19 protein-coding genes are annotated in these 25,182 nt (G+C 72.5%); 5 read left to right on the top strand and 14 right to left on the bottom strand.

The annotated features are described in order from the left end of the window. Positions 1 to 6: 6 nt before the first annotated feature. Positions 7 to 1,014, bottom strand: a complete 1,008-nt coding sequence (locus ACF062_RS27325; RefSeq protein WP_392142147.1) for a hypothetical protein — start codon at positions 1,012 to 1,014, stop codon at positions 7 to 9. Further along, positions 1,011 to 4,493, bottom strand: coding sequence for a DNA polymerase III subunit alpha (locus tag ACF062_RS27320; protein ID WP_392142146.1), 3,483 nt, complete (start codon positions 4,491 to 4,493; stop codon positions 1,011 to 1,013). The genes ACF062_RS27325 and ACF062_RS27320 overlap by 4 nt, the downstream gene beginning before the upstream one ends. A 174-nt stretch (positions 4,494 to 4,667) precedes the next feature. Here ACF062_RS27320 and ACF062_RS27315 point away from each other — a divergent pair, with 174 nt between their 5' ends. Next, the gene (locus ACF062_RS27315; RefSeq protein WP_392142144.1) at positions 4,668 to 5,717 is read left to right on the top strand and encodes a DUF3533 domain-containing protein; all 1,050 of its coding nucleotides are present in this window, start codon (positions 4,668 to 4,670) and stop codon (positions 5,715 to 5,717) included. Positions 5,718 to 5,792: 75 nt separating this feature from the next. On the opposite strand, the gene ACF062_RS27310 is transcribed toward ACF062_RS27315, so the two are convergent. The 9 genes from ACF062_RS27310 to ACF062_RS27270 form a co-directional block, all read right to left on the bottom strand. Continuing rightward, positions 5,793 to 6,875, bottom strand: coding sequence for a S1 family peptidase (locus tag ACF062_RS27310; RefSeq protein ID WP_392142142.1), 1,083 nt, complete (start codon positions 6,873 to 6,875; stop codon positions 5,793 to 5,795). A gap of 275 nt (positions 6,876 to 7,150) precedes the next feature. Then, on the bottom strand, positions 7,151 to 7,954 hold the full coding sequence (locus tag ACF062_RS27305; protein ID WP_392142140.1) for a slipin family protein: 804 nt from the start codon (positions 7,952 to 7,954) through the stop codon (positions 7,151 to 7,153). Between the two features lie 165 nt (positions 7,955 to 8,119). Next, the gene (locus ACF062_RS27300; RefSeq protein WP_392142138.1) at positions 8,120 to 9,022 is read right to left on the bottom strand and encodes a S1 family peptidase; all 903 of its coding nucleotides are present in this window, start codon (positions 9,020 to 9,022) and stop codon (positions 8,120 to 8,122) included. Positions 9,023 to 9,221: 199 nt separating this feature from the next. After that, positions 9,222 to 10,037 carry a DUF1684 domain-containing protein gene (locus ACF062_RS27295; protein WP_392142136.1) on the bottom strand — a complete coding sequence of 272 codons (816 nt, stop codon included), beginning with the start codon at positions 10,035 to 10,037 and terminating at the stop codon, positions 9,222 to 9,224. Positions 10,038 to 10,042: 5 nt separating this feature from the next. Next, the gene (locus tag ACF062_RS27290; RefSeq protein ID WP_392142134.1) at positions 10,043 to 11,335 is read right to left on the bottom strand and encodes an NtaA/DmoA family FMN-dependent monooxygenase; all 1,293 of its coding nucleotides are present in this window, start codon (positions 11,333 to 11,335) and stop codon (positions 10,043 to 10,045) included. After that, a complete protein-coding gene (locus ACF062_RS27285) occupies positions 11,332 to 12,423 on the bottom strand; it encodes an LLM class flavin-dependent oxidoreductase (RefSeq protein WP_392142133.1) in 1,092 nt (363 codons plus the stop codon). Before ACF062_RS27285 ends, ACF062_RS27290 begins: the two co-directional genes overlap by 4 nt. A gap of 33 nt (positions 12,424 to 12,456) precedes the next feature. Continuing rightward, complete coding sequence (locus ACF062_RS27280) at positions 12,457 to 13,254, bottom strand: amino acid ABC transporter ATP-binding protein (protein WP_392142131.1); 798 nt, start codon at positions 13,252 to 13,254, stop codon at positions 12,457 to 12,459. Continuing rightward, entirely contained in the window at positions 13,251 to 15,005 is a 1,755-nt protein-coding gene (locus ACF062_RS27275; protein WP_392142130.1) for an FAD/NAD(P)-binding protein, read from the bottom strand. The genes ACF062_RS27280 and ACF062_RS27275 overlap by 4 nt, the downstream gene beginning before the upstream one ends. Continuing rightward, on the bottom strand, positions 15,002 to 15,883 hold the full coding sequence (locus tag ACF062_RS27270) for an amino acid ABC transporter permease (RefSeq protein WP_392142128.1): 882 nt from the start codon (positions 15,881 to 15,883) through the stop codon (positions 15,002 to 15,004). Before ACF062_RS27270 ends, ACF062_RS27275 begins: the two co-directional genes overlap by 4 nt. Before the next feature lie 534 nt (positions 15,884 to 16,417). Here ACF062_RS27270 and ACF062_RS27265 point away from each other — a divergent pair. Continuing rightward, the gene (locus ACF062_RS27265; RefSeq protein ID WP_392142126.1) at positions 16,418 to 17,389 is read left to right on the top strand and encodes a transporter substrate-binding domain-containing protein; all 972 of its coding nucleotides are present in this window, start codon (positions 16,418 to 16,420) and stop codon (positions 17,387 to 17,389) included. Positions 17,390 to 17,409: 20 nt separating this feature from the next. Here ACF062_RS27265 and ACF062_RS27260 read toward each other — a convergent pair whose 3' ends face one another. Further along, a complete protein-coding gene (locus ACF062_RS27260; protein ID WP_392142679.1) occupies positions 17,410 to 18,705 on the bottom strand; it encodes a DUF5685 family protein in 1,296 nt (431 codons plus the stop codon). A 292-nt stretch (positions 18,706 to 18,997) separates the two neighbouring features. On the opposite strand from ACF062_RS27260, the gene ACF062_RS27255 reads away from it, so the two are divergent. Then, positions 18,998 to 19,447 (top strand): cell division protein SepF, encoded by a 450-nt coding sequence (locus ACF062_RS27255; protein WP_223773807.1) that lies wholly within the window; start codon positions 18,998 to 19,000, stop codon positions 19,445 to 19,447. A 31-nt stretch (positions 19,448 to 19,478) separates the two neighbouring features. Here the strand turns inward: ACF062_RS27255 and ACF062_RS27250 are convergent, their stop codons facing one another. Together ACF062_RS27250 and ACF062_RS27245 are read right to left on the bottom strand one after the other, a co-directional pair. Next, complete coding sequence (locus ACF062_RS27250) at positions 19,479 to 20,675, bottom strand: acyl-CoA dehydrogenase family protein (RefSeq protein WP_392142124.1); 1,197 nt, start codon at positions 20,673 to 20,675, stop codon at positions 19,479 to 19,481. A 120-nt stretch (positions 20,676 to 20,795) separates the two neighbouring features. After that, a complete protein-coding gene (locus ACF062_RS27245) occupies positions 20,796 to 22,421 on the bottom strand; it encodes an MFS transporter (RefSeq protein WP_392142122.1) in 1,626 nt (541 codons plus the stop codon). Between the two features lie 241 nt (positions 22,422 to 22,662). Between ACF062_RS27245 and ACF062_RS27240 the strand changes: the two genes are divergently transcribed. Together ACF062_RS27240 and ACF062_RS27235 are read left to right on the top strand one after the other, a co-directional pair. Then, a complete protein-coding gene (locus ACF062_RS27240) occupies positions 22,663 to 23,811 on the top strand; it encodes a glycosyltransferase family 39 protein (RefSeq protein ID WP_392142120.1) in 1,149 nt (382 codons plus the stop codon). 247 nt (positions 23,812 to 24,058) lie between these two features. Beyond that, a complete protein-coding gene (locus ACF062_RS27235) occupies positions 24,059 to 25,099 on the top strand; it encodes a phosphatase PAP2 family protein (RefSeq protein ID WP_392142118.1) in 1,041 nt (346 codons plus the stop codon). Positions 25,100 to 25,182: the final 83 nt, after the last annotated feature.

Below are 25,182 nucleotides of genomic sequence, written 5' to 3'. Positions count from 1 at the left end.
CGCGGTTCACGCCGCCAGCGTTCCCGGCACGATCGCGCCGGGGCCGAACTTCTCCCGGGCCCGGTCGGCCACCTCCTCGATGCGGCGGGCCTTCTCGTCCGCCGGGTCGAACGTCAGCTGGTGGGCGGCGCGTTCGGCCGGGCCGAGCCCCTCGGCGCGCAGTCCGATGGCGCGCACCCGGGCCCGTTGCAGGCCGAGCGCCTCGTACATGCGGTACGCGGCCGTGGTCAGCGCGATGGAGTGCGCGGTCGGCTCGGGCAGGGTCCGGGTCCGGACAGTCGTGCTCCGGTCCGCGTACCGCACGGTGAGGGTCAGCGCGCGGCACACCTGGTCCTCGCCGCGCATCCTGACGCCCAGCTCCTCGGCGCCGGACAGCAGGGCGCGGCGGTGCCGGAAGGGGTCCAGCTCGTCGCGGGAGAAGGGGCGTTCGGCGGCGATCGAGCGCGCCGCGGAGTTCGGTACGACCCGGGTGCGGTCGATGCCCCGCGCCTTCTCGCGCAGCTCGCGGCCCGCGCGGGCGCCGACCAGCCGTTGCAGGGTGGACAGCGGCGCGGCGGCGACCTTCCCGAGGGAGTCGAGGCCGTACTCGCACAGGGTGCGGGCGGTGGCGCGGCCGATGCCCGGCAGCTCGCCGACCGGCCGCTCGGCGAGGAACCGGCGTACGCCTTCCGGGTCTTCGGGCACGGCGCGGGTCACACCGGGCGCGGCGCCACGGGCGGCCATCCGCGCCAGCATCGGGCCGGGTCCGGCTCCGATCGCGCACTCCACCCCGTACAGCGCGAGCGCCCGCACCCGGATCAGCGCGGCCAGTTCGACGGGGTTCCGGTCGAAGTAGCGCCGCGCGCCACGGACGTCCATGAGGGCGGCGTCGGGCGGGAGCGCCTCGACCTGCGGGGTGAACTCGCCGAGCAGGTCGACCAGTTGGGGCAGCAGTGCTTCGTACATGGGTGCCAGCAGGAACCGCACGTAGAGGGTGCTCGCACCGCCACCGTGGGCGTCGTCGAAGGTGTTCATCCCGCGCTCCCCGGACTCTGGTGCCACAACTTCCTGCTGGTGCCCGCGGACCCCTCGCCCGCCGGGCGCAGATCCGCCCAGGGGTGCATCTCGTACCCCGTGGCCATGCGGATGCGGCGGCCGCCCGCCACCGGGTTCGGGTCCGGGCCCTGTCCGGGCTCCGACTCGGCGGACTCGGGTCCGGGCTCGGGTCCGGGCTCCGCCAGGCGCAGTGCCACCGCGTCGAGGCCGCCCTCCTCGCGTACCTCCACCAGCTCCGCGAGGTTCCACGCCGCCGAGCCGACGACGCTGAGGCTGCGCGGCCCGCGGCGCTGCACCACGCCGCGCACCAGCAGCAGCCAGGAGTGGAAGACGGTGTGCGCGCACCGCTCGTGCGCGTCGTCGAAGAAGGCCAGGTCGACCAGGCCCGTCCCGTCGTCAAGGGTGGTGAAGATGACCCGCTTGCCGGAGCGGATCGGCGGGGTCTGCGTGGCGGCCTTGGCGCCCGCGACCAGGACGGTCGCGCCGTGTTCGGCCTCGCGCAGCCGTCGGGCGCTGAGCACGCCCAGCTCGGCGAGGAAGGCGCCGTGGTCCGCCATGAGGTGGCGCGAGGAGTCCATGCCGAGGACGCCCAGTTCGGCGCTGAGCCGCTCCGCGTCGTCCAGGTCGGGCAGGCCCGCGGACGCCGTCCTGCGCCCGCCGGCCAGGGGGAGCTGGGCCCCGGCCGCTCCCCGGCCGCCGCGCCGCAGCTCCGTCAGGTGCAGTTGCAGGTCGCGGCGGTTGGCGCCGAACGCGTCGAGCGCGCCGACCTGGGCGAGCCGCTGCGCGACCGGCTTCGAGGGCCTGGCCCGCTCCCAGAAGTCGACGAGGGAGGCGTACGGCTGCCCGTCCGCGATGCGCGCGGCCTCGGCCTCGCTGATGCCGTGGACATCGGAGAGGGCCAGGCGCAGGCCCCACACCGGCTGAGGCCCTGAGTTATCAGACACCAGTTCGATACGGTGGGCGACCGCCGACCGGTTCACGTCCAGCGGCAGGATCGGCACCCCGCGCCGCCGCGCGTCCGCGAGCAGCAGCCTCTTCGGGTACATGCCGGGGTCGTGCGTGAGCAACCCGGCGTAGAAAGCGGCCGGGTGATGGGCCTTCAGCCACGCCGACTGGTACGTCGGCACGGCGAAGGCCACGGCGTGCGCCTTGCAGAAGCCGTACGACCCGAAGGCCTCGACGATCTCCCAGGCGCGGGCGATGGTCTCGGCGTCGTACCCCTTGGCCGCCGCGTGCTGCGCGAACCAGAACCGGATGCGCCCCTGCGACTCGGGGTCGGAGAGCCCGCGCCGCACCCGGTCCGCCTCGTCGCGCCCGCAGCCGGTCATGATGTCCACGATGTGGATGATCTGCTCGTGGAAGACGACGACGCCGTACGTCTCCTTCAGCGGCTCCGCGAGGTCCGGGTGCGGGTAGCGGACGGGCGCGCGGCCGTGCCTGGCCTCGATGAAGGGCCGCACCATGTCGGCCGCGACCGGGCCCGGCCGGAACAGGGAGATGTCGACCACCAGGTCGTGGAAGGTCGAGGGCTGAAGCCGTCCGACCAGGTCGCGCTGGCCCGGCGACTCGATCTGGAAGCAGCCGAGCGTCTCGGTGGACTGGATGAGCCGGTACGTGGCCGGGTCGCCCGGCTCCACCGCGTCCAGGTCGACCCGCTCCCCCGTGGCCCGCTCGACCTCCGTCACCGCGTGCGCCATCGCCGACTGCATCCGCACGCCGAGCACGTCCAGCTTGAGCAGGCCGAGGTCCTCCACGTCCTCCTTGTCGAACTGCGACATGGGCAGGCCCTCGCCACTGGTGGGCACGACGGGCGTGCGCGCCAGCAGCGAGGCGTCGGAGAGCAGCACCCCGCACGGGTGCATGGCGACCCCGCGCGGCAGCCCGTCAAGCGCCTCGACCAGTTCCCACAGCCGGTCGCGGTCGCCGAACTCCTTTGCCACCGCCCGCAGTTCGGGCAGTTCCGCCAGCGCGGCGCGGGCGTCGCGGGCGCGGATGTGCGGGAAGGCCTTGGCGACGCGGTCGATGTCGGCCGGGTCCATGGACAGGGCGGCGCCCACATCGCGTACGGCATGGCGCACCCGGTAGGTCTCGGGCATGGCGACCGTCGCGACCCGCTCAGTGCCGAAGCGGCCGATGATCGCGCGGTAGACCTCCAGGCGGCGGGCGGACTCCACGTCGATGTCGATGTCCGGCAGGACGCGCCGCCGCTTGGACAGGAACCGCTCCATGAGCAGCCCGTGCTCGACGGGGTCGGCGTGCGCGATGCCGATGAGGTGGTTGACGAGGGACCCCGCGCCGGAGCCGCGCGCCGCGACCCGGATTCCCATGCCGCGTACGTCGTCGACCACTTGGGCCACGGTCAGGAAGTAGGAGGCGTAGCCGTGGAACTCGATGATGTCCAGCTCGTGGTGCATCCGCTCCCAGTACTCGCGCCGGGAGTCGTAGCCCCGCAGCACCATGCCCGCCGCCGCCCGGGAGGCGAGGACGCGCTGCGCGGTGCGCCGCCCGGCGCCGACCAGGCGCGGCTCGGGGAAGTGCACGGTCCCGATGCCGAGGTCGTCCTCGGGGTCGACCAGGCACGCGGCGGCCACCGCCTGGGTCTGTTCGATCAGGCGGTGCGCGGTGTCGCGGCGGAAGCCCGCGGCCTCGACGACGCGCTCGGCGACGCGCAGCATGTCGTCGGCGCCCTTCAGCCAGCGTTCGCCGCTGTCCAGTTCCTTGGTCGGGTCGACGGGGACGAGGCGGCGCGCGGCGTCGAGGACGTCGGCGACGGGGCCCTGCCCGGCGTCGGCGTAGCGCACGGCGTTGCTCAGGACGGGCCGCACCCCCTGCTCGGCGGCGAAGCCGACGGTGCGCGCGGCCAGGCGCAGCGAGCCGGGTCCGGTGCCCTCGCGGCCGTGCCAGACGGACTCCAGGCGCAGCGCGTCGCCGTACCGCTCACGCCAGGGCGCGAGGAGGCGGGCGGCCCGGTCGGGGCGCCCGGCGGCGAGCGCGCGCCCCACGTCGGAGGCGGGACCGAGCAGCACGGTCAGGCCCTCGCCGTGGTTCTCCCGCCACGGCAGGACGGGCTGTCCGTCGGTGCCGTCGGCGTCGGCGCGGTGCGCGGCGGTGACAAGGCGGCAGAGCGTGGCCCAGCCGGTGGCGCCGTCGCGGGCGAGGAAGGTCACGCGGGGGGTCGACTCGTCGATGAAGGCACCGCCGCGCACGGGGGCCCGTCGCCGCTCACCCTTGGCCGGGGCGGGCTCCGCCACCGCGAGCTCGGTGCCGAAGAGCGGCCGCACCCCCGCCTTCGCGCAGGCCTTGGCGAACCGGACGGTGCCCGCGAGGGTGTCCCGGTCGGTGAGCGCGAGGGCGTCCATGCCCCGCTCGGCGGCGCGCTCGGCGAGCCGCTCCGGGTGCGAGGCGCCGTACCGCAGAGAGAACCCGGAGACGGTGTGCAGATGCGTGAAGTCGGGCACACGCACCTCCTGTAACCCTGAACCGATCCGATCTCGTATCCCTCACCTCCACCATAGACCAAGTTTCGAACGCATGTACGACAGGCGTGCGAGGCCCCTCCCCGGACACCCCGGGTATCGCCCGTTCGGCCCATCCCACCTGCGAGAACGACCGGTGCCCCGGAGCGTGGGGGCATGAGGTTCGCCGATGAGTTGAAGAACGCCGTCACCCCGCGAGCCGCCATGCTCGTCATCGGCGTACTCGCCCTCCAGCTGCTGTTCATCGCCTCCTACGTGGGGGCGCTGCACGACCCGAGACCCAAGGACGTGGCCTTCGGCGTGGTCGCCCCGGGCCCCGCGGCCGGGCAGACCGCCGACAAGCTGAACAAGCTCCCCGGCGACCCGCTGGACCCCCGCGTCCTCAAGGACGAGGCCACGGCCCGGCGCCAGATCATGCACCGCGACATCGACGGCGCCCTGGTCGTCGACCCGCGCGGCACGACCGACACCCTCCTGGTCGCCTCCGGCGGCGGCACCGCGCTCTCGCGGACCCTGACCACGCTCCTCACCGAGGTCGACGCGGCCGAGAAGCGCACGGTGAAGACCGAGGACGTGGCCGCCGCCTCGAACAAGGACTTCAACGGGCTCTCGTCCTTCTACCTGGTCGTCGGCTGGTGCGTCGGCGGCTATCTCTGCGCGTCGATCCTCGCGATCAGCGCGGGCTCCCGGGCCTCGAACGTGCCGCGCGCGATCATCAGGCTCGGCACCATGGCGCTCTACTCGATCGCCGGCGGACTCGGCGGCGCGATCATCATCGGGCCCATTCTCGGCGCCCTGCCCGGCAGCGTCATGGGCCTGTGGGGCCTCGGCGCCCTGGTCGTCTTCGGGGTCGGCGCGATCACGCTCGCCCTCCAGGCGCTCACCGGCATCGTGGGCATCGGCCTGGCCGTCCTCATCATCGTCATCGGGGGCAACCCGAGCGCGGGCGGCGCCTTCCCGCTGCCCATGCTCCCGGCGTTCTGGAAGGCGATCGGGCCCTGGCTGCCGCCGGGCGCGGGCACCTGGTCGGCGCGCTCCATCGCGTACTTCGAGGGGAACGCGCTCACCGGACCGCTCCTGGTCCTGGCCGCCTGGGCGCTGGTCGGCGTGGTCGTCACCCTCGCGCTGTCCGCCCGGCGCGGACGACCGGCCAACGGTTCGATCGACCTCAGCGGCACGCAGTACGGCAGGCCCCTCGCCCCCTGAGCGGCGGGGAACCGCGTGCGCCCCGCCCCCGCAGGTCGCGGGGGCGGGACGCACACGGTTCCGACAGTCTCAGCCTCAGCCGATTTGCGCGCCGTACGCGGTCAGCGCCTCCGTCACCGGCTGGAAGAAGGTCTCGCCCCCGGAGGAGCAGTCGCCGCTGCCGCCCGAGGTGAGACCCAGCGCGGTGTCACCGGCGAAGAGCGCGCCGCCGCTGTCGCCGGGCTCGGCACAGACCGTGGTCTGGATCAGCCCGTCGACCTGGCCCTCCTGGTAGTTCACCGTGGCGTTCAAGGCGGTGACCTCACCGTCGTGGAGCTGCGTGGTGCTGCCGCTGCGCTGCACCTTCTGCCCGACCGTGGCCTCCCCCGCCTTGGCGATCGCCTGGGCGCTGCCGTTGTAGAGGTTCACCTCGCTCGGGTGCGGGGTGTCGGCCGTGTACTTCACGAGGGCGTGGTCGTCGCCCGGGAAGCTCGACTCCACCGTGGTGCCGATCTCCTGGCCGCCCTGCGCGTCGGACCAGCTCTTTACCGCGTTGCCGCAGTGGCCCGCCGTCAGGAAGTGGGGCTGGCCGTCCTTGACGACGTTGAAGCCCAGCGAGCAGCGCGAGCCGCCGCCGAAGATCGCGTCGCCGCCGGCGAGGAAGGCTTTGAACTCGCCCTTGCTGCGCTTGAGTTCGGCCTTGCCGCCGAGGCTCTTCACGATCGAGCCGACCTTGTCGAGCGCGGCGCCATCGACCGTGCGGTCCACCGTGACGACGACCTTGTTGGTGGCCGGGTCCATCGCCCACGAGGTGCCGGGCACGGCCGCCTTCTCGTCGAGCGTGGTGCGGGCGCTCTTCAGCTCCGCGAGGGAGTTCTCGACGATTCTGGCCTTGCCGCCCGCGGACTCCACGGCGTCCGCCGCGCTCTCGTCCAGCACGTTCACGACGAGGGTCTTGGCCTTGGCGTCGTAGTACGTGCCCGCGGCGTCCGCGCCGAGGTCCTGGGTCAGGGTCGATGCGAGCTTTCCGGCCTTCGCCACGGAGAGGACGTCCGGGGTGGGGTCCGGCGTGCTCTCGCTCGCGTTCGCGGTCTGGAAGGTGACTCCCGCGGCGACCAGCGCGGCGATGCCCGCGCCTGCCACGGCGGCACGCCGCTTGGATATGCGTCGGTGCTTCAACTCACGACCTCCTGTGGGGGGAACGACCCGTCCGGCGTGGGGGCCTGACGGGTCGCAAGGAGTACGAGGCATGAATGAGCCGGCTGACATAGCCGCGTCCATGCCAATTACCCGGCCCACTATCCCGACGCATTGCGGTCGCACACAAGGTCTACTTCAGGACGCGCACGCGGAAACAGCAGTGCGCCCCTCGGCCACCGTGCGACCCCCTCGCACCACGCCGGATTCGCGCTGCAAACACGGCCCGCCACAGGAGGGTCGTCAGCCTGTGAGGACTAGTCCTGTCCGGTTCCCGCCGGTGGCTGCTGTTGCGGAAGGGCCTGTTGGGCCCGCTCCAGGAAGCGCAGCAGCTCCACCGGGAAGGGCAGGACGAGGGTGGAGTTCTTCTCGGCGGCGACGGCCACCACGGTCTGCAACAGGCGCAGTTGGAGCGCCGCGGGCTCCTCCGCCATCTCGTGGGCGGCCTCGGCGAGCTTCTTGGACGCCTGGAGTTCGGCGTCGGCGTTGATGACGCGGGCCCGCCGCTCGCGGTCCGCCTCGGCCTGCCGCGCCATCGACCGCTTCATGGTCTCCGGCAGCGACACGTCCTTGATCTCGACGCGGTCGATCTGCACGCCCCAGCCGATGGCCGGACTGTCGATCATCAGCTCCAGGCCCTGGTTGAGCTTCTCGCGGTTGGAGAGCAGATCGTCCAGGTCGCTCTTGCCGATGATCGACCGCAGGGACGTCTGCGCCATCTGCGAGACCGCGAACCGGTAGTCCTCCACCCGCATGACGGCCTCGGCGGCGTCCACCACCTTGAAGTAGATGACGGCGTCCACCCGCACCGTGACGTTGTCCCGCGTGATGCCGTCCTGCGCGGGCACGGGCAACGTCACGATCTGCATGTTGACCTTACGGAGCCGGTCCACGAAGGGCACGATCATGGTGAACCCCGGGCCGCGCACCGCCTGCTGCAACTTTCCGAGCCGCAGCACCACGCCGCGCTCGTACTGCTTGACGACGCGCGCCGCGGCCAGGACATAGACCGCTCCGACGGACCCGGCGGCCACGCCCGCCGTCAGCAGCTCCTCGACCATGCCGGCCCCCAGGGTCCGAAGTGGGCGTCTCGGTCGTCCACTTCGAAGGTAGCTCGCCCCCCGGGAGAGGGCGAGACCCATGACGGCGGACGAGCCCCCGCCCGGAGGCCGGACGGGGGCTCGCCTTGCTCAGTACGTGCTCAGTACGCGCTCAGTACGCCGTGCTCAGTACACGCTGACGTTGTACGCGCGCAGCGCCTCGGTGACCGGCTGGAAGAAGGTCGTGCCGCCGGACGAGCAGTTGCCGCTGCCGCCGGAGGTCAGCCCGAGCGCGGTGGAACCCGCGTACAGCGGGCCGCCGCTGTCGCCGGGCTCGGCACAGACCGTGGTCTTGATCATGCCGTAGACGATGTCACCGCCGCCGTAGTTGACGGACTGGTTCAGCGCGGTGACCCGGCCGCTGTGCGTGCCCGTGGTGGAGCCGCGACGCGTCACGTTCTGTCCGACCGTCGGGTCGGCGGCGCTCGTGATGTCCTGGCTGCCCACGGTGCCCGACTTGGTGATCGAGGTGTTGGTGTAGCGCACGATCCCGTAGTCGTTCGTCGGGAAGCTGGAGCCGTGCGTGGTGCCGAGCACGGTCGTCTTCGCCGAGTTGGCCCACCAGGTGCCCGCGCCGTCGGTGCAGTGCCCGGCGGTCAGGAAGTAATAGGTGCTGCCGTTGCGGACGTTGAAGCCGAGTGAACAGCGCCAGCTGCTCGCGTAGGTGGCGTCGCCACCGGAGATGTACTTCTGGAACTTGCCCGGGGTGCGCTCGATCTTCAGGGCCCCGGCGTTGGACCCGGCGGCCGCCTTGAGCTCGGCGATCTCCGCCTTGGAGACCGTGCTGTCGGCGGTGACGACGACCTGCTTGGTCTTCGGGTCGATGCCCCAGGCGGTGCCCGCGACATCGGCTTCGAGCACGGCGTCACTCGCCTGTTCCAGCTGCGAGGCGCTGAAGGTGGCCATGCCGTCCTGCGCGTTGGCCGCGGGGACGGCGAGCGCTCCGGCGGCGACGAGCCCGGTGGCTATCGCGAGCAGACGGGTGCGTCTCGCCATGCCGGTGTGGGGGATGGTGCGCTTGATCCTCACGTTGTTCCCTCCCGAGGGAAGTCAGTGGGTCCTTGTGGGTTGAGGACCCGTGAGGCGCAGCCAAAGAGCAGGCCCGGGTTCCGGTTATGCCGTGCTCCTGACAAGCGCTGCTCGGGAGTATTGGGGGGCGAGGACCGGCCGCACAAGGGCGCCTTTCGGCCGTGCACCGGTCCCGCTCTTCCCTGCCGTCAGGGCCGGCTCAGCGGCCGAGGAGTTTCCGCTCGCCCGCCGCGATCTCCGTGGCCAGGGTGTTGCCCGGCGGCGGGAAGGGGCAGATGAAGTGGTCGGCGAAGGCGCACGGCGGCAGCAGCGCCCGGTTGAAGTCGACCGTGGTGCGCCCCTCGGCGTCGGGCGCGGCGGGCCGCAGGAAGCGGAAGCGGTAGCTGGAGACCCCGCTGGTGGCGTCCGCGAAGACCGCCCACAGCGAACCACCGGCCTCGACGCTCACCTGGAGGGTGTGCTCAGTGCCGCCCAGCCGGAAGGACAGCTCACCGCTGAGCCCGAGGCCACGCTCCTTGCCGTCCGCGTTGCCGACCGTGACGGTGCGGTCCTCGCCGTACGGGGTGAAGTGCCCGGGCACGGCCCAGCGGGCGTCGTACGGAGTGGCGTCGATGCCCTTGAAGGCGCGGCGCGTGGCGGCGTCCGGGTCGAAGGCGCGTACCGCCCACAGTCCTTCGCGCCGGATGACGACGAGCCGGCGCTCCCCGTGCGCGACGCGGGCCTCGGCTGCCGGGCCGCTGTCGGCGGCCAGCCGGACCTCGCCGTCCAGGGGTGCTCCGTCGACGGTCAGACCGTCTTCCGCACCGGCGGTCAGGACGACCGCGTCGGAGGTCTCGGCCCACTGCCCGGGGATGTCCGGAATTGAACCATCCGGATGGTCCGCGAGCCAGTGCGTGCCGGTGAGGGAGAGCGGCCCGTAGGGGGCCGCGACCGTCTCGGTGCGCAGGGCGTGCCAGCGCTTCCAGTCCTCCGCGGGATCCATGTCCGAAGCCTGCTCCGTGTGCTGGGTGCTCATGGTGATCAACCCTTCCATACGGGCTCGCGCAGCCCGAGGTGCGAGCGCAGCGTCGCGCCCCGGTATTCCGTGCGGTACGCGCCGCGCTCCTGGAGCAGGGGCACCACCTTCTCGACGAAGTCGTCGAGCCCGCCGGGGGTGAGGTGCGGGACGAGGATGAAGCCGTCGGCCGCGTCGGTGCGGACGGACTCCACCAGTTCCTCGGCGACCGTCTCCGGGGTGCCGATGAAGGACTGGCGGGCGGTGGTCTCGATGACCGTCTGGCGGATGGAGAGCCCCTTGGCCTCGGACAGCGCCCGCCACTTCTCCGCGACGGCGAGGGGGTCGCCGATCTTCACGCGGCCCTGGGCCAGCTCGGACCCGGGGTCGGGGTCGATGTCGGGCAGCGGCCCGTCCGGGTCGTACGAGGAGAGGTCCACGCCCCAGACCTGCTCCAGGGCGAGGATCGCGTTCTGCGGGGAGACCTGCGCGCGGCGGATCTCGGCGGCCTTCTCCTGGGCCTCGGCGGCGGTGTCGCCGAGGACGTAGGTGACACCGGGCATGATCTTCAGGTCGTCTGCGGTCCGCCCGTACTTCGCGAGGCGCCCCTTCACGTCGGCGTAGAAGGCGCGGCCGGCCTCCGGCGTGCCGTGCCGGGTGAAGATCACGTCGGCGGCGGATGCGGCGAACTCCCGTCCCTCCGGCGAGTCACCCGCCTGGATCACCACGGGGTGCCCCTGCGGGGAGCGCGGCACGGTGAACTCGCCCTCGACTCCGAAGTGCTCTCCGTGGTGCGCGAAGGGGCGCGGCCGGCCCTGCGGTGTCCAGGAGTCCCACAGCTGCCGTGCCGTCGCCAGGAACTCGGCGGCCCGTGTGTACCGCTCGGCCCGGTCGAGGTAGCCACCGCGGCGGAAGTTCTCGCCGGTGAAGGCGTCCGAGGTGGTGACGACGTTCCAGGCGGCGCGGCCCGCGCTGAGGTGGTCGAGGGAGGCGAACCTGCGGGCCAGTTCGAAGGGCTCGTTGAAGGTGGCGCTGACGGTGGCCGCGAGGCCGAGCCGCTCGGTGACGGCGGCGAGCGCGGCCAGTACGGTGAGGGACTCGGGCCTGCCGACGACGTCGAGGTCGTGGATGTGTCCCTTGTGCTCGCGCAGCCGCAGCCCCTCGGCGAGGAAGAAGAAGTCGAACAGGCCGCGCTCCGCGGTGCGGGCCAGGTACTCGAAGGACGAGAAGTCGATGTGGGAGCGGGACCTCGGGTCGGACCAGACGGTGGTGCTGTTGACGCCCGGGAAGTGGGCGGCGAGATGGATCTGCTTGCTCATGACGGCTCCCCCGTGAGCGCGGTGTGCGCGGTGTGACGGTTGGCGGGCCGGGCGAGCCCCAGGTGGTCCCGGAGCGTGCTGCCCGGATAGAAGGTGCGGAACCGACCGCGGTGCTGGAGCAGCGCGACCGTTCCGTTGACGAGCCGCTCCAGGTCGCGGCGCGGTTCGACCGGTGTCAGATGGAAGCCGTCGACGGCGCCCGCGCGGTGCCAGTCGGCGATCAGCTCGGCCAGGTCGACGGGCCCGCCCCGGTACACGGTCCCCTCGGCGGTGGGCAGCGGCCCTCCCCCGTGGCCCGGCTCGGCGGCGCACTCGCCGCCGCCGAGGTCCACGTCGAGGGCGGCGAACACCCGCAGCGTGTCCGGGTCGCGTCCGGACCGTGCCGCGAGGCCCCGCAGTTCGGCCCGCGCGGCGTCGGCCTGCCGGACGGAGGCGACGCGCACCAGGGCGACGTCCGCGTGCCGGGCGGCGACCTCCCGGGCGGGCGGGGCGGTGGCGTCGACGACCCGTACGGGGTGGCCCTGCGGGGGCCGCGGCACGATGGAGGGGCCCCGCACCGAGAAGGTGCGCCCCTCGAAGTCGACGTGGTGCAGCTTGTCCCGGTCGATGAAGCGGCCGCTCGCCACGTCCCGTATCTCCGCGTCGTCCTCCCAGCTGTCCCACAACAGGGCGGCCACGTCGGCGACTTCACCGGCCTCGCGCCACAGTTCTTCGGGCGGCGCGGCGCCGCGCCGCCCGAAGAGCCGGGCCTCGGCCTCGGTCGCCGACACGTCGAGGGTCCAGCCGGCCCGGCCGCGGCTGACCCAGTCGAGGGTGGCCACGGCGGCCTGCACATGGAACGGCTCGGTGTGCGTGGTCGTGACGGTCGGCACGAGTCCGACGCGGCCGGTGGCGGGCGCGATCCTGGCGGCCACGGCGAGCGCGTCGGGGCCGGGCCGCGCGAAGGAGTCCCCCAGCGTGACGAAGTCCAGGGCGCCGCGCTCGGCCAGCAGCGCCAGCTCTGCGTAGGGGCCGGGCTCGTACGTTCCGGGGAGGTCGACGGCGGCGGCGAGGTGCAGGGGGCCACGGCCGTTTCCGTGGTCGGTCATCGGCTGAACCTTTCTCGGCGGGTCGGATTGCGGCTACAGGACTTTGGAGAGGAACGCCTTGGTGCGGGCGTGCCGCGGGGCGTTCAGTACGTCGTCCGGTGCGCCCCGTTCGACGACGCGCCCGTCGTCCATGAAGACGACGGTGTCGGCGACCTCGCGGGCGAAGCCGATCTCGTGCGTGACGACGATCATCGTGGTGCCCCGCCGCGCCAGGTCCTTGATGACGTCGAGGACCTCGCCCACCAGCTCCGGGTCGAGCGCGGAGGTCGGCTCGTCGAAGAGCAGGAGCCCCGGCTCCAGGGCGAGCGCGCGGGCGACGGCGACCCTCTGCTGCTGCCCTCCGGACAGCTGCCGGGGGTAGGCGTCCGCCTTGTCGGCGAGTCCGACCCTGGCGAGCAGGGCCACGGCGCTCGCGGTGGCCGCGTCGCGGGGCCGTTTCAGGGCCCACACGGGGGCCTCGACGACGTTCTCCAGGACGGTCAGATGCGGGAAGAGACGGAAGTCCTGGAAGACGAAGCCGATCCGGGTGCGCTGCTTGAGCACCTCGCGTTCGGGCAGCTCGTACAGCTTGTCGCCGGAACGCCGGTAGCCGATCAGCGTGCCGCCGACGCTCACCCACCCCGCGTCGGCCTTCTCCAGGTGGTTGATGACGCGCAGGAGCGTCGACTTGCCGGATCCGGAGGGGCCGAGGATCACGGCCACCTCCCCGGCCGCCACCGTCAGGTCGACGCCCTTGAGGACCTCCAGGGGGCCGAAGGACTTGCGTACTGAACGGACTTCGACCATGGCGTTCGCGGTGTCCGTGTCTTTACCGGCCTCAGCGACGGTCATCGTGCGGCTCCCAGGATGTCGAGCAGGGCGCGCGCGGTGGCGTCGTTCTGCCGGAAGGACGGGCTGTTGGTGCGCGGCCGGGTGAAGGCGCCCGCGCCGCGCGCGTTGGTGTGCGGGCCGAGCGCGAAGCGCCGCGGGTGGGGCACGCCCGCGCGGTCGAGGACCCGTCCGTCGGGGGGGTCGACGGCGAGCAGGCCCGCTCCGGTCGTCGCCGCGCCCTCGGCGTGCAGGGCGCGCAGCAGCGGGTCGCGGGTGCGCGCCACGGTGGGCTGCGGCAGCCGCGCCTCGACGAGCGCGCGGGCCTCGGTGACATGCCCCGGCAGGGTGGCGCTCCGGGCCCGGAACACCCCGCCCTCGGCGGCCACTTCGACGTCGGCGCCGAGGAACCGCACGACACCGGCGCGCGACAGGGCGAGCAGTTGCCGCAGCCTCGGCCCGGGCGGCCCGGACGCGAGGAGGCTGAAGAAGCCGTGCCACCATGTCCCGACGTCCGCAAGCCGCGTCAGCTGCCCGTATACGGAGAGAAGCCCGAGGAAGACGGCGAGGTCGGGGCTGTGCGCCGGGTCGTGCCGGCGTGCGAGGTCGCGGGCGATGTGGCCGCGCAGGCCCTCCTGGAGCGCTTCGTACGAGGTGTGGCGCACCCCGGAGAGCGGCCGGTCGAGCGCGGTGAGGTCGAGCCGGTCGGCGGGGTCGGGTACGGCGGAGGCGACGAGGGCGTCGCGCTCGGGGCTGCCGGGCGCGCACGCGTCGTACTTCTCCTCGAAGTCCCGCCAGGCCATGCGGGCGCGTTCGGGGTGGGCGGTGAGGAGGCGGTGGTAGTGGGCGAAGCCGAGTTCCTTCTCGATGAGCGGCCACACGTCGCGCCGGAAGCCGTGGCCGCCGGGGCGGGCGAGCAGTTCGTCGATCTGCGCGGGCCCCAGGTAGCGCGGCAGTGGCGGGGGTTCACCCGTCCAGTCGTAGCCGATCTTGGAGTGGTAGGGGACGCCGCGCCGCGAGCCGACGTACAGGACGGGCTCGCGCCCTGAGGGGACGTACGTGTCGTGGGCGTCCCCCTCGTAGCGGCCGCCGCGCCCCTCGGTGAGCAGCACCATCAGGTCGACGAAGGCGAGCCCGAAGCCGCGTACGAGCACCGGTTCGCCGGGGGCGAGGCGCGTGAGGTCGGTGTCGGCGGTGAAGTCGGGCGGCAGGTGCACGAGCCCGTGCCGCTCGGCGTGGGCCGCCAACTCCCGCTGTCTGTCGTCTGGTTCGGCGTCGAGGTGGCCCTGCGCGAGGACGACGGCGTCGGCGGCGAGCGGCGCCGTGACGCCCTCCAGCCACACCGCCTGGCGACCCGCGTGCGGCCCGGCCACGCGCACCGCCCTGCGCCGGTGGTGATGGACGACGGTGCCGGGCGGCAGACCGGCCACGGCCTTCTCGTACACCCAGCGCAGGTACCGGCTCTGCTCGCGGCGCCCGGCGAAGGCGCGCCCGTCGAGTCCGGCCCATTCGTCGAGGGACGGGCCCGGCAGGACGGGGCCCGCGACGTCCACCGTGTCGTCGGTGAACATCGTGACGTCCTTGGCCTGCGAGTTCATCCAGAGCAGGGGTGACTGGTCGTGCCGCCAGACGCGGCCGCCGCCCGGCGGGTAGGGGTCCACGAGGTGGATGTCGAGGCCCGGGCCCGTGTACAGCTCGGGCGCGTTGGCCGCGAGGCGTTCCAGGATCCCGGTGCCGCGCGGACCGGCGCCCACGATCACCAGCGAGTGCCTCACCGGGCACGCTCCGAGCCGCGCGCGTAGTACCGCTCGACGTAGTACTGCCCGATGCCGAGCACCGAGGTGACCACGACGTACCAGAGGGTGGCGACCAGGAGCAGCGGGATGACCTGGTAGGTGCGGTGGTATACGAGCTGCACGGAGTAGAGCAGGTCCTGCACCGCGATGACGCTGACGATGGAGGTGCCCTTGAGGGTGCCGATCAGCATGTTCCCGGCCGGCGGCACGATGGAGCGCATCGCCTGCGGCAGTACGACGCGCCACCCGCGGCGCCACCGTCCGAGGCCGAGCGACCGCGCGGCCTCGATCTGCCCCCGGTCGACGGAGAGGATGCCGCCGCGCACCACCTCGGCGGCGTACGCGGCCTCGTGCAGGGTGAGCCCGATGACGGCGATGGTCACGGGCCCGAGGAGGTCGACGGTCCTGACGCCGAACACCTGCGGGTACAGCGCCCCGATGTTGAACCAGAACAGCAGCTGGACCAGGATCGGCATCGACCTGAAGAACCAGACGTAGCCCCAACTGACCGCGCGCAGAACCGGGTTGGCGGAGAGCCTGCCCACGGCGAGCAGGGTGCCGAGCGCGAAGCCGAGCACCATGACGGCGGCGGTAAGCCAGAGCGTGAGCCCGAGTCCCCGCAGCACGGCCGCCGTGGTGAAGTAGTCGGCGACGACGCCCCATTGGAACGCCTCGTTGCGGGCGACGGAGCTGACGGCGAGCGCGAGCAGCACGAGGACGAGAGCGGCGGCCGTCCACTGGCCCGCGCGGGGCCGGGGCACGATGCGGGGCGCGGCGGAGGCCGCTTCGGGATCTGCGGGATCTACGGGATCTGCGGGATCTGCGAGATCTGCTTTGGCGAAGGTGCCGGAAGGCATGCGGAAGGCTCCGTGGATACGGGAGTTCGAACACGGGTGACGCCTTCACATGGACCGAGCCCCTCAGCACGATCCGCCTTGAGATTACGGGCCGTTTCGCGCCCGCTGTCAAGGCTGTCCAGCATATGAGCCGTACGTCTCAGGGCAGTTGACGCACCACCGAATGCCTGTTCCACTTGGCCCATGCATCCGCAGCAGTGGCTGGTCACGCGCTCCCACATCGACTTCGGTCGAGTGTGGTCGGCGTCTTGTTGATGCCCTCCTGAGCCGACCCCCTGCGCCGCACGCACCGCCCGAGCCCGCTCCGCATCCGCTGAGCCCGCTCCGCCGCGCCCGAGTCGGCCCTCACGCTCCGCTCGCTTCGACGGCCGCGCGCCCGCGCGCCGTCACCCTCGCCTTCACACGCGCACCTCACCGCTCCGCCCGCCGCGAGCGGTGACACCCCTCCCCTCGCACGACCGCACCGCCCCCCGCACGGCCGCCCGCCCCGCTACGCCCTGCCCAGCTGGAGAACCACGCCATGAGAGCACAGCCATGAGCACAGCCATGCCCGCACCCGAGCGCTCCCGCCGCATCCCGGCGGCCTTCGCCCTGATCACCGCCGCCACCCTCGCCCTCACGGCCTGCGGCTCCGGTGGCGCCGCCGACACCACGGGCGGCGCCGCCCCCGCCGGAAAGACCGGCAGGATTCCCACCACGGACGTCGTCTCCTCGGTCGAGAAGAACCCGGCGGCGGCCCGGCTCCTGCCGCCGGACGTACGCGACCGGGGCACCCTCAGCGTCGCCGCCTCCGTCGGCGGCACCCCGCCCGGGGCCTTCTACCGGGAGGACGGCAGGACGATCACCGGGCAGGACATCGACTTCGCGGACGCCGTCGCCAAGGTCCTCGGACTGCGGCTGAAACGCGAGGCCGCGAGCTTCGAGGCGATCCTGCCGGCCCTCGGCAGCGGCAAGTACGACCTCGGCACGGGCAACTTCGGCGTGACCGAGGAGCGCCGCAGGACCATCGACTTCGTCACGTACATCAACGACGGCCAGGGCTTCGCCGTCCGTCAGGACAGCGAGCTGACGAAGATCACCCACTTCGAACAGCTCTGCGGCCTGAACGTGGCGACCGGCGCCGGCACCACCTTCGAGGTGACGCTGGAGGACAACAAGCACCTCTGCGCGGAGGCCGGCAAGGAGCCGTACGCCGTCAAGACGTACGCCGAGCCGGGCGCCGTCTGGCCCGCCCTGCGGCAGGGCCGTGCCGACGTGGTGATGTCCACCATCAACGGCCTGCGTTACGCCGTGCGGCAGCAGGAGGGACTGCGGTTCCTCGGCGAGTACCGCCGCCTCGACGTCGGCTTCGCCTTCAAGAAGGGCACGAAGCTGGCACCGGCGTTCCGGGCGGCGGTGAATCAGCTGATCGAGGACGGCACGTACGACCGCATCCTGAAGAAGTGGGGCACCCAGGCCTCGGCGATCAAGACCTCCCGGATCTCACCGCCGGAGGTCGAGGGCTGACGCCCCGTTACCCGAGCGGCCTACAGCCCGCAGTCGCAGCAGGAGCAGCACTCACAGATGCCGCAGCAGCCGCAATCGCAATTGCCGTCGCAGCCGGTGCAGCACCCCTCGCGCTTCTTGCGGGACCAGGGCCCTTCGTACTCGTCGGCGCAGCACATCTTGCACGTGCAGCACAGCCCGATGGCGACCGCGCAGCCCGCCCAGAAGCCGCGCTTGCCCGGCTTGGGCGGCTGCGGCTCGAAGGCGGGCACGCCACCGAAGCCACCCGGCCCACCCGGCCCGCCGGGCGCGCCACCTCCGTACGGATTGCCGCCCCCGCCGTACGGATTCTGCGAGCCGTACGGACCACCGGCCGGGTTCCCGTAGGAGCCGCCGCCCTGCTGCGGTCCCTGTTGCGGGGGCCCGAAGGAGCCCGCCTGAGGGGGCTGATGGGCTGTCACCTGGTGGCCGTGCCCGCACGCGTCGGTTCCGAAGGCGCGGTCGACCGAGCGGCCCAGTTCGTGCGCGAGCAACACGTGTGCGAGCTTGCCGTCGGTGAATTCCACGTCGCGCAGCGCGAGGCGTATGCCGTGCAGCGCGTCGTCGGCGAGGCGGCGGGCCTCGGCGAGGGAGGTGCCCGTCGCGGTGAGAGGGTTCCACGCGCCCGACGCGGCGTCAGCTTCCTTGTCCTCCACCGCGTCGAGCAGATGGGCGAGGCGGCCGAAGAGGCGGCCCGCCTCGGCGAGCGGCGCCGCGTTGCCCGGCCGTCCGGCGAGGACCGCGGTGTGCGCGAAGGCCGCCGCGGTCGCGGTCTCGGTCGGCTCGGTGACCGTGAGCAGGGAGGTGCCTCGCCCCGCCAAGGCCTCGATCCCGGCCTGCCGTTCGACGGCGTCCACCAGGACCGCCGTGTCGAAGCCCACCGCGGAGCCGGTCCGGGCGCCCGCCTTGTCCCAGCTCCTGGCCACGCGCCGCGCGGCGGCGGCCACCGGACGCCGCGCCAGCAGCCCGTCCCCGTCGACGACATGGTCCCTGACCTTCGCCGAGGCCAGCACCAGCGAGACGGAGGCGGCCAGCCGCGCCCCCTCGCCCTGCGCGACGGAGGCGGTCCGCATGCCGCGCAGAGGGCAGGGCCCCGCGGTGCGCCGCCATCCGGTCGACCGCCCGGCCTGAGCCTCCGTCAGGACGGAGACGATGAGGCCGTCGTAGTTGGTGACGACGCGGGCGAACTGCCCGTGGTCACCGCGCAGTGCGAGGCAGAGGCCGCACAGGTGCGCCATCCACTGGGTCTTCAGTCCCTCGCCGAGGCGGTGGCTACAAGGCCTGACAATTCCGAACACGACGACGACTCCCCCGAGCGGCCCGTAGTTGATCAACTCCCGCATCGTAGCGAGAGTCGTTCACCCGTCCGCACCCACCGTCACCCATACGCCGTCGACAATCATATTTCACTCTATGTCAGCGTCCGTGCACAGTACGGCCCTTGAAGTACGGCATGCGTCGGCGTGTTGACTGTGCACCAGTACCGTCACGAAAACCCCGCGCGGCGACTATCCACTTGGCGCACCATCCGCATCATGGACGAGCATAGGGATGCGGAACGCAGGGAAACCGCTGTGAGAGGAGGCGTCCATGGGATCGGTGCGCAAGGCGAGTGCCTGGCTTGGGCTCGTCGACGACAACAACGACGAGCGTTACTACGACGACGGCTACGAAGACGACCGGGACGAGGGGCCCGGTCAGCCGGAGGCCTGGGTCACCGACCCGCGCGTGCGGGTGGCCGACGAGAAGGCCGTGGACGACGGGCGCCGGATCGGGACCGTGACCCCGGACAGCTTCCGGGACGCGCGCGCGATCGGCGAACTCTTCCGGGACGGTGTCCCGGTCATCATGAACCTCACGTCCATGGAGCCCACGGACGCCAAGCGCGTGGTCGACTTCGCCGCCGGTCTCACCTTCGGCCTGCGCGGTTCGATCGAGCGCGTGGCGACGCGGGTCTTCCTGCTCACCCCCGCCGACACGCACATCGTCAACGGCGAGGCCACGAGCCGCCCCTCGGACGGCTTTTTCAACCAGAGCTAGGGCAAGGCCGCTCACCGGGACCCGGCCGGGGTCACCGGAAGGCGTCGAGGCCGGTGAGCGCCTTGCCCAGCACCAGCTGATGCATCTCGACGGTGCCCTCGTAGGTGAGCACCGATTCGAGGTTCGTCGCGTGCCGCATGACGGGGTACTCCAGCGAGATCCCGTTGGCCCCCAGGATCGTCCTGGACGTGCGGCAGATCTCGATCGCTTCGCGCACGTTGTTGAGCTTGCCGAAGCTGACCTGTTCGGGCCGGAGCCTGCCGGCGTCCAGGCGCCGCCCGAGATGGTGGGCGAGCAGGACGCCCTTGTGCAGTTCGACCGCCATGTCGGCGAGCTTGGCCTGGGTGAGCTGGAAGCCGCCGATGGGCCGGCCGAACTGCTCGCGGGTTTTCGCGTACTCCACCGCCGCGTCGAAGGACGACCGGGCGGCGCCCATCGCACCCCAGACGATGCCGTAGCGCGCGTGGGACAGACAGCTGAGCGGGCCCTTCAGGCCGACGACTGCCGGCAGGACCGCGTCGGCGGGCAGCCGCACCTCGTCCATCACCAGCTCACTGGTGACGCTGGCGCGCAGCGACCACTTGTGCTTGATCTCGGGCGCCGAGAATCCCGCCGCGTCGGTCGGTACGACGAAGCCCCTGATGCCCTCCTCGGTCTGCGCCCAGACGACGGCGACCCCGGCCACCGAGCCGTTGGTGATCCACATCTTCCGGCCGCTGAGCAGCCAGTCGGTGCCGTCCCGCTTCGCGTACGTCCGCATGGACGCCGGGTCCGAGCCGTGGTCGGGCTCGGTCAGGCCGAAGCAGCCGATGGTCTCGCCGGCGGCCATCCCGGGCAGCCACCGCTGCTTCTGCTCCTCGGAGCCGAAGCGGTGGATGGCGTACATGGCGAGGGAGCCCTGCACGGAGACCAGGGAGCGGATGCCGGAGTCGGCGGCCTCCAGCTCCAGGCAGGCGAGCCCGTACTGGACGGCGCTCGCGCCCGCGCAGCCGTACCCCTCCAGTGACATGCCGAGCGCCCCGAGGGAGCCGAGCTCGCGGGCCAGCTCGTGGATGCCGGGCAGTTCGCCCTTCTCGTACCAGTCGGCGATGTGCGGCAGGACCCGGTCGGCGGCCCAGGACCGCACGGTGTCGCGGATCGCGAGGTCGTCGGGGTCGAGGAGGTCGTCGATGCCGAGGGGGTCGGCGGGGTCGAAAGGCGGCAGCGGGGTGCGGGCGCTTGCGGACATGCGGGCCTCCGGCGGCACAAAACTAGCAGTGGTAGTCAGCTATGGCTCGCGCTGACGTTACGACGCGGCGTCCCGCACGTCCAGGGCGGCTCAGCGGTGGGAGCTCGCGTCCAGGGTGGCTCAGCGCAGGGACTTCGCGCCCACACCCGCGGGGTCCCGGGGTGCCGGAATTGCCTGCTCGGGCCGGTCCGCGGGCGCCCCGCACTCCATGGCCCGCGGCAGCCTCAGCGCCGCGAGCGCGCCGAGCAGCAGGAGCCCGGCGCTGACCAGCAGGGTCACGTGCAGGCCATGCACGAAGGAGTCGCGGGCCGCGGCGCGCAGGGCCTCGCCCGCACCGCCGCCGAGCCGCGAGGCCACTTCGTACGCCTCGCCGAGCGAGTGACTCGCCGCCGCGCTGTCCGCCGCCGGGACGCCCGGCACCGAGGAGAGCCCCGGCGCGTACGCGGCGTTCATGACCGTGCCGAGCAGCGCGATGCCGATGCCCGCGCCCAGCTGGTAGGAGGTCTCGCCGATCGCCGCGGCGCTGCCGGCCTGCGCGGGCGGCGCCTCGCTGAGCATCGACTCGTAGGCGCCGAAGAGCGTGGTCTCCAGGCCGAAGCCGAGCAGGACGAAGCCGGTGAGCAGCAGGGTGTCGTTGGCGTGGCCGCCCATCCCGGTCAGCACCACCACGGCGGCCGCGGTGAGGCAGAACCCCGTGCAGACCATGGTGCGCGGCCCGAAGCGGTGCAGCAGCTTCGATCCGGCGAGGCCCGCGGCCATCGCGGCGATGGTGAGCGGCAGCAGCCGCAGGCCGGTCTCCAGCGGGGAGAGGCCGAGGACCAGCTGGAGGTACTGGGCGGCGATCAGCTCCAGGCCGACGAGCGCCAGCATGGCGAGCACGATGCAGCCGACCGAGGTGCTGAACGCGGGCCGCCGGAACATCGACAGGTCGACCAGGGGGTGCTTGCGCCGCCGCTGCCTGCGGACGAAGCCGGTGAGCAGGGCGGCGCCCACGGCCAGGGAGAGCAGCGTCGTGGCGCCGAGCGGCGACTCACCGCCGCCGAGCCGCTTCACGCCGAGCACGACGCCGAAGAGTCCGCCCGCGGCCATCAGCGCGCCGACCACGTCCCACGGTCCGTCGCGCTCGCCGGTCGACTCGGGCAGCAGCCAGCGCCCGATGGGCAGGCTGGCCAGCATCAGCGGGATGTTTATGAGGAAGACCGAGCCCCACCAGAAGTGCTCCAGGAGGAATCCGCCGAGCAGGGGTCCGACGGCCGCGCCGACGGCGGCCACCGCGCTCCAGATGCCGATGGCGACGGCCCGCTCGCGTCGGTCCGGGAAGACCTGGCGCAGGATCGACAGCGTCGCGGGCATGATCATCGCGCCGCCGACGCCGAGCAGCGCCCGGGCCGCGATCAGGACCTGCGCGTTGTCCGCGAGGGCCGCGACCGCCGAGGCGACGCCGAAGAGGGCGTACCCGAACAGAAGGACGCGTCTGCGGCCGACGCGGTCGCCGAGTGTGCCGAAGAGGATGAGGAGCGAGGCGCAGACCAGTGGATAGATGTCCACGATCCACAGCAGTTCGATCGCGCCGGGCCGCAGGTCCTCGGTGACCGCGGGCACGGCGACGTGCAGGACGGTGGCGTCGACGGCGACCAGCAGCAGGCTGACGCAGAGGACGACGAGCACGAGCCAGCGGTTGGCCCCGGAAACGGCCCCGGATCCCCGACGGCCCTGCGGTGCTGCGGCCGTGGTCGTCCCGGACATGTGCGTACCTCCCAGTGGTCCCTCGCTTCGGCGGCCTGCGGGATGGGGACTGGCTGCTCCGGCGGCGCGGACAAAGGCGAGTGAGCGGCCAGAGTACGCGAGTTCATCCCTGGGGCGCGTGGCGGACCTCTCATGGTTGTACGGACGTGGTGTGGCGTGCGCCACGCCCCGCACGCCCGGTCCGTGCTCCCGGGCGCCCCTGGCGGGCATCCGGTTCCCGCCACGGCCGATAATCGAGCCCGTGACCGATCTTGATCAACACCTCTCGCCGCCGTCGGCCGGCTTCACGCTGCGCCGCGCGGCGCCCGCCCTCGCGGTGTACGCCGGGGTGCGCGCGCTGGGTCTCGCGGTGCTCGCGGTGTGGGGCGCGGTGGCGGGCAAGAGCCCGCACACGCTGCTGGCCGCCCGCTGGGACTCGCTCTGGTACACCCGCGTCGCCGAGCACGGCTACGGCTGGGAGGTGACGCTCCCCGACGGCAGCGTGCACTCGAACCTCGCGTTCTTCCCGCTCCTGCCCTGGCTTGAGCGGCTCGGCGCGACGGTCAGCCCCTTGTCGTACGCCGACGCGGGGCTGGCGGTGAGCTGGCTCGCGTCGCTCTTCGCCGCCGCGGGGATCTTCGCGGTCGCCGACCATCTGTACGGGCGCCGGGCCGGGGTCTGCGCCGTCGCGCTCTGGGCGGTGCTCCCGGTCGGCATTGTGCAGTCGATGGCGTACAGCGAGTCACTGTTCACGGCGCTGGCCGCCTGGTCGCTGTACGCCCTGCTCAGGGAGGGCTGGATCCTCGCGGGCCTGCTGGCCTCCCTGGCGGGGCTGACCCGGCCGGTGGGCGCCGCGGTGGTCGCCGCGATCTGGGTGACGGCCGCCGTGCGGGTGTACCGGGAGCGGCGGGCGGACCGGCGCATGCTCCTCGGGGTCCTCCTGGCGCCGCTCGGCGCCGCGGGGTACGTGCTGTGGGTCGGCCACCGCACGGGCGGTGGCCTCTTCGGCTATCTCGACGTCCAGGCGGGCTGGGGCAACGGCTTCGACTTCGGCTACGCCTTCGCGCGCTTCATCGGCGACAAGTTCACCTCCGTCCCCGGCGCCCTCGCGGGGCTCGGTCTCATCGTCGGGGTGGCGCTGGTGGTCTGGCTGTACGTCGTCGGCGTGCGGCAGCGCCAGCCCCTGCCGCTGCTCCTCTACACCGGCATCGTCGTCGCGCTCGCGCTGTGCGCGGCGGGCTACTTCGGCTCGAAGCCGCGCCTTCTGCTGCCCGCCTTCCCGCTGCTGCTGCCCCTCGCGGTGGCCCTGGCCCGGCTGCGTACGTCCAGGTCGGCGCTGGTCCTCGGGGGTGTGGCCGTGGCCGGCGCGGTGTACGGGGCGTTCTGGCTGCACGGCTCGGGCCCGCCGTGATCCCGTCATGATCGTTTCGGGTTCCGCGGTGAGCGGCAGGGAAATTCCACACCGGCCTCCGGTGAACGAATTCATAAGGCCCATAAAACGACATCGAAAACGATCAACGAATTGGGCAATGCGATGAAGGCCGAATAGGGAATCCACCGGAATAAACACGGCCCTGAGATGAATCCCACATCACATCGTCATCACAAAGCCACTGATTCGGCCTAGTGCCAGACTCACCCGCTGTAACGTCGATTGGGTGCGTACCGAACGAAACCTCACCCGTCTTGACCGGGTCTTCGCCCGGCTCGACCGTGAGCCGGAACGACCGACCCACCTCGATGTGCCGAGGATGAGCCGGCACCGGGTCGTGCTCTTCAGCGCGACCCTGGCCTTCTACCTCGCCATCGTCGTCGCCGTGCTCACCACCTCGTGGCTGGTGCGGTTCGACTGGCAGGTCATGTTCTTCCGGCCCTACCAGCAGTGGCCGGAGATCCACGCCTTCCTCGACTACTGGGTCGTCCTCGGCCAGCGCGGCCCCACGGCCGTCATGGTCGCGGCCTGGCTCGGCTGGCGCTCCTGGCGCCAGCACACCCTGCGCCCGCTGCTGATGTTCGGTGCCTCGCTGCTCCTGCTCAATGTGACGGTCGGCGCCGCCAAGATCGGCATGGGCCGCCTCGGTCCGCACTACGCGACCACGATCGGCTCCAACGAGATGTGGCTCGGCGGCGATATATTCCCCAGCGGCCACACCGCCAACGCCGTCGTGACCTGGGGAATCCTGGCCTATCTCGCCTCGACCCCGCGCACCCGCCGCTACCTCTCGGCCGTCTCGGCCGTGGTCTCGCTGAGCGTCGGCCTCACCACCGTCTACCTCGGTACGCACTGGCTGAGCGACGTCTTCCTGGGCTGGGCCGCGGGCCTGCTCATCCTTCTCGCGCTGCCCTGGTTCGAGCCGCTGATCACCCGGATCGAGGGCGTGATCTTCGGCGTCCGCGAGGGCTGGCGCGCCCGCCGCACCGGGACCGCGCTGCTGCCCGAGCCCGTGGCGGCTCCCGCCGGAGCCCCTGTCGGTGCCCCCGCGACGGTGCCGCAGCGCCCCGTCGTGGAGGAGCCGATGCCTGCCCGTGAGCCGGTCGGCGCGGCCCGCTCGGCGCGGACCCCGGCCTACCTCGCGCCCGGCCCGCACACGGCCCGCTCGGAGCGCACTCCGGTGACGCCGGCCGGCAGCCGCAGGCCGCCGCACTCCGACCGCGCGACGCGCGGCACCGCGTCGGCCCGTCCGGTGGCGGGCGGCTGACCTCCACGGACGGCGGGAGCCGGTACGCACAGCCCTCCCCCGCATCGCGAAGGCCCCGGTTCCGTCGAGGAGCCGGGGCCTTC

The organism is Streptomyces sp. NPDC015345 (genome assembly GCF_043078805.1).
In the GTDB taxonomy this organism is placed as follows: domain Bacteria; phylum Actinomycetota; class Actinomycetes; order Streptomycetales; family Streptomycetaceae; genus Streptomyces.
This window is presented reverse-complemented; position numbering and strand designations above follow the sequence as displayed.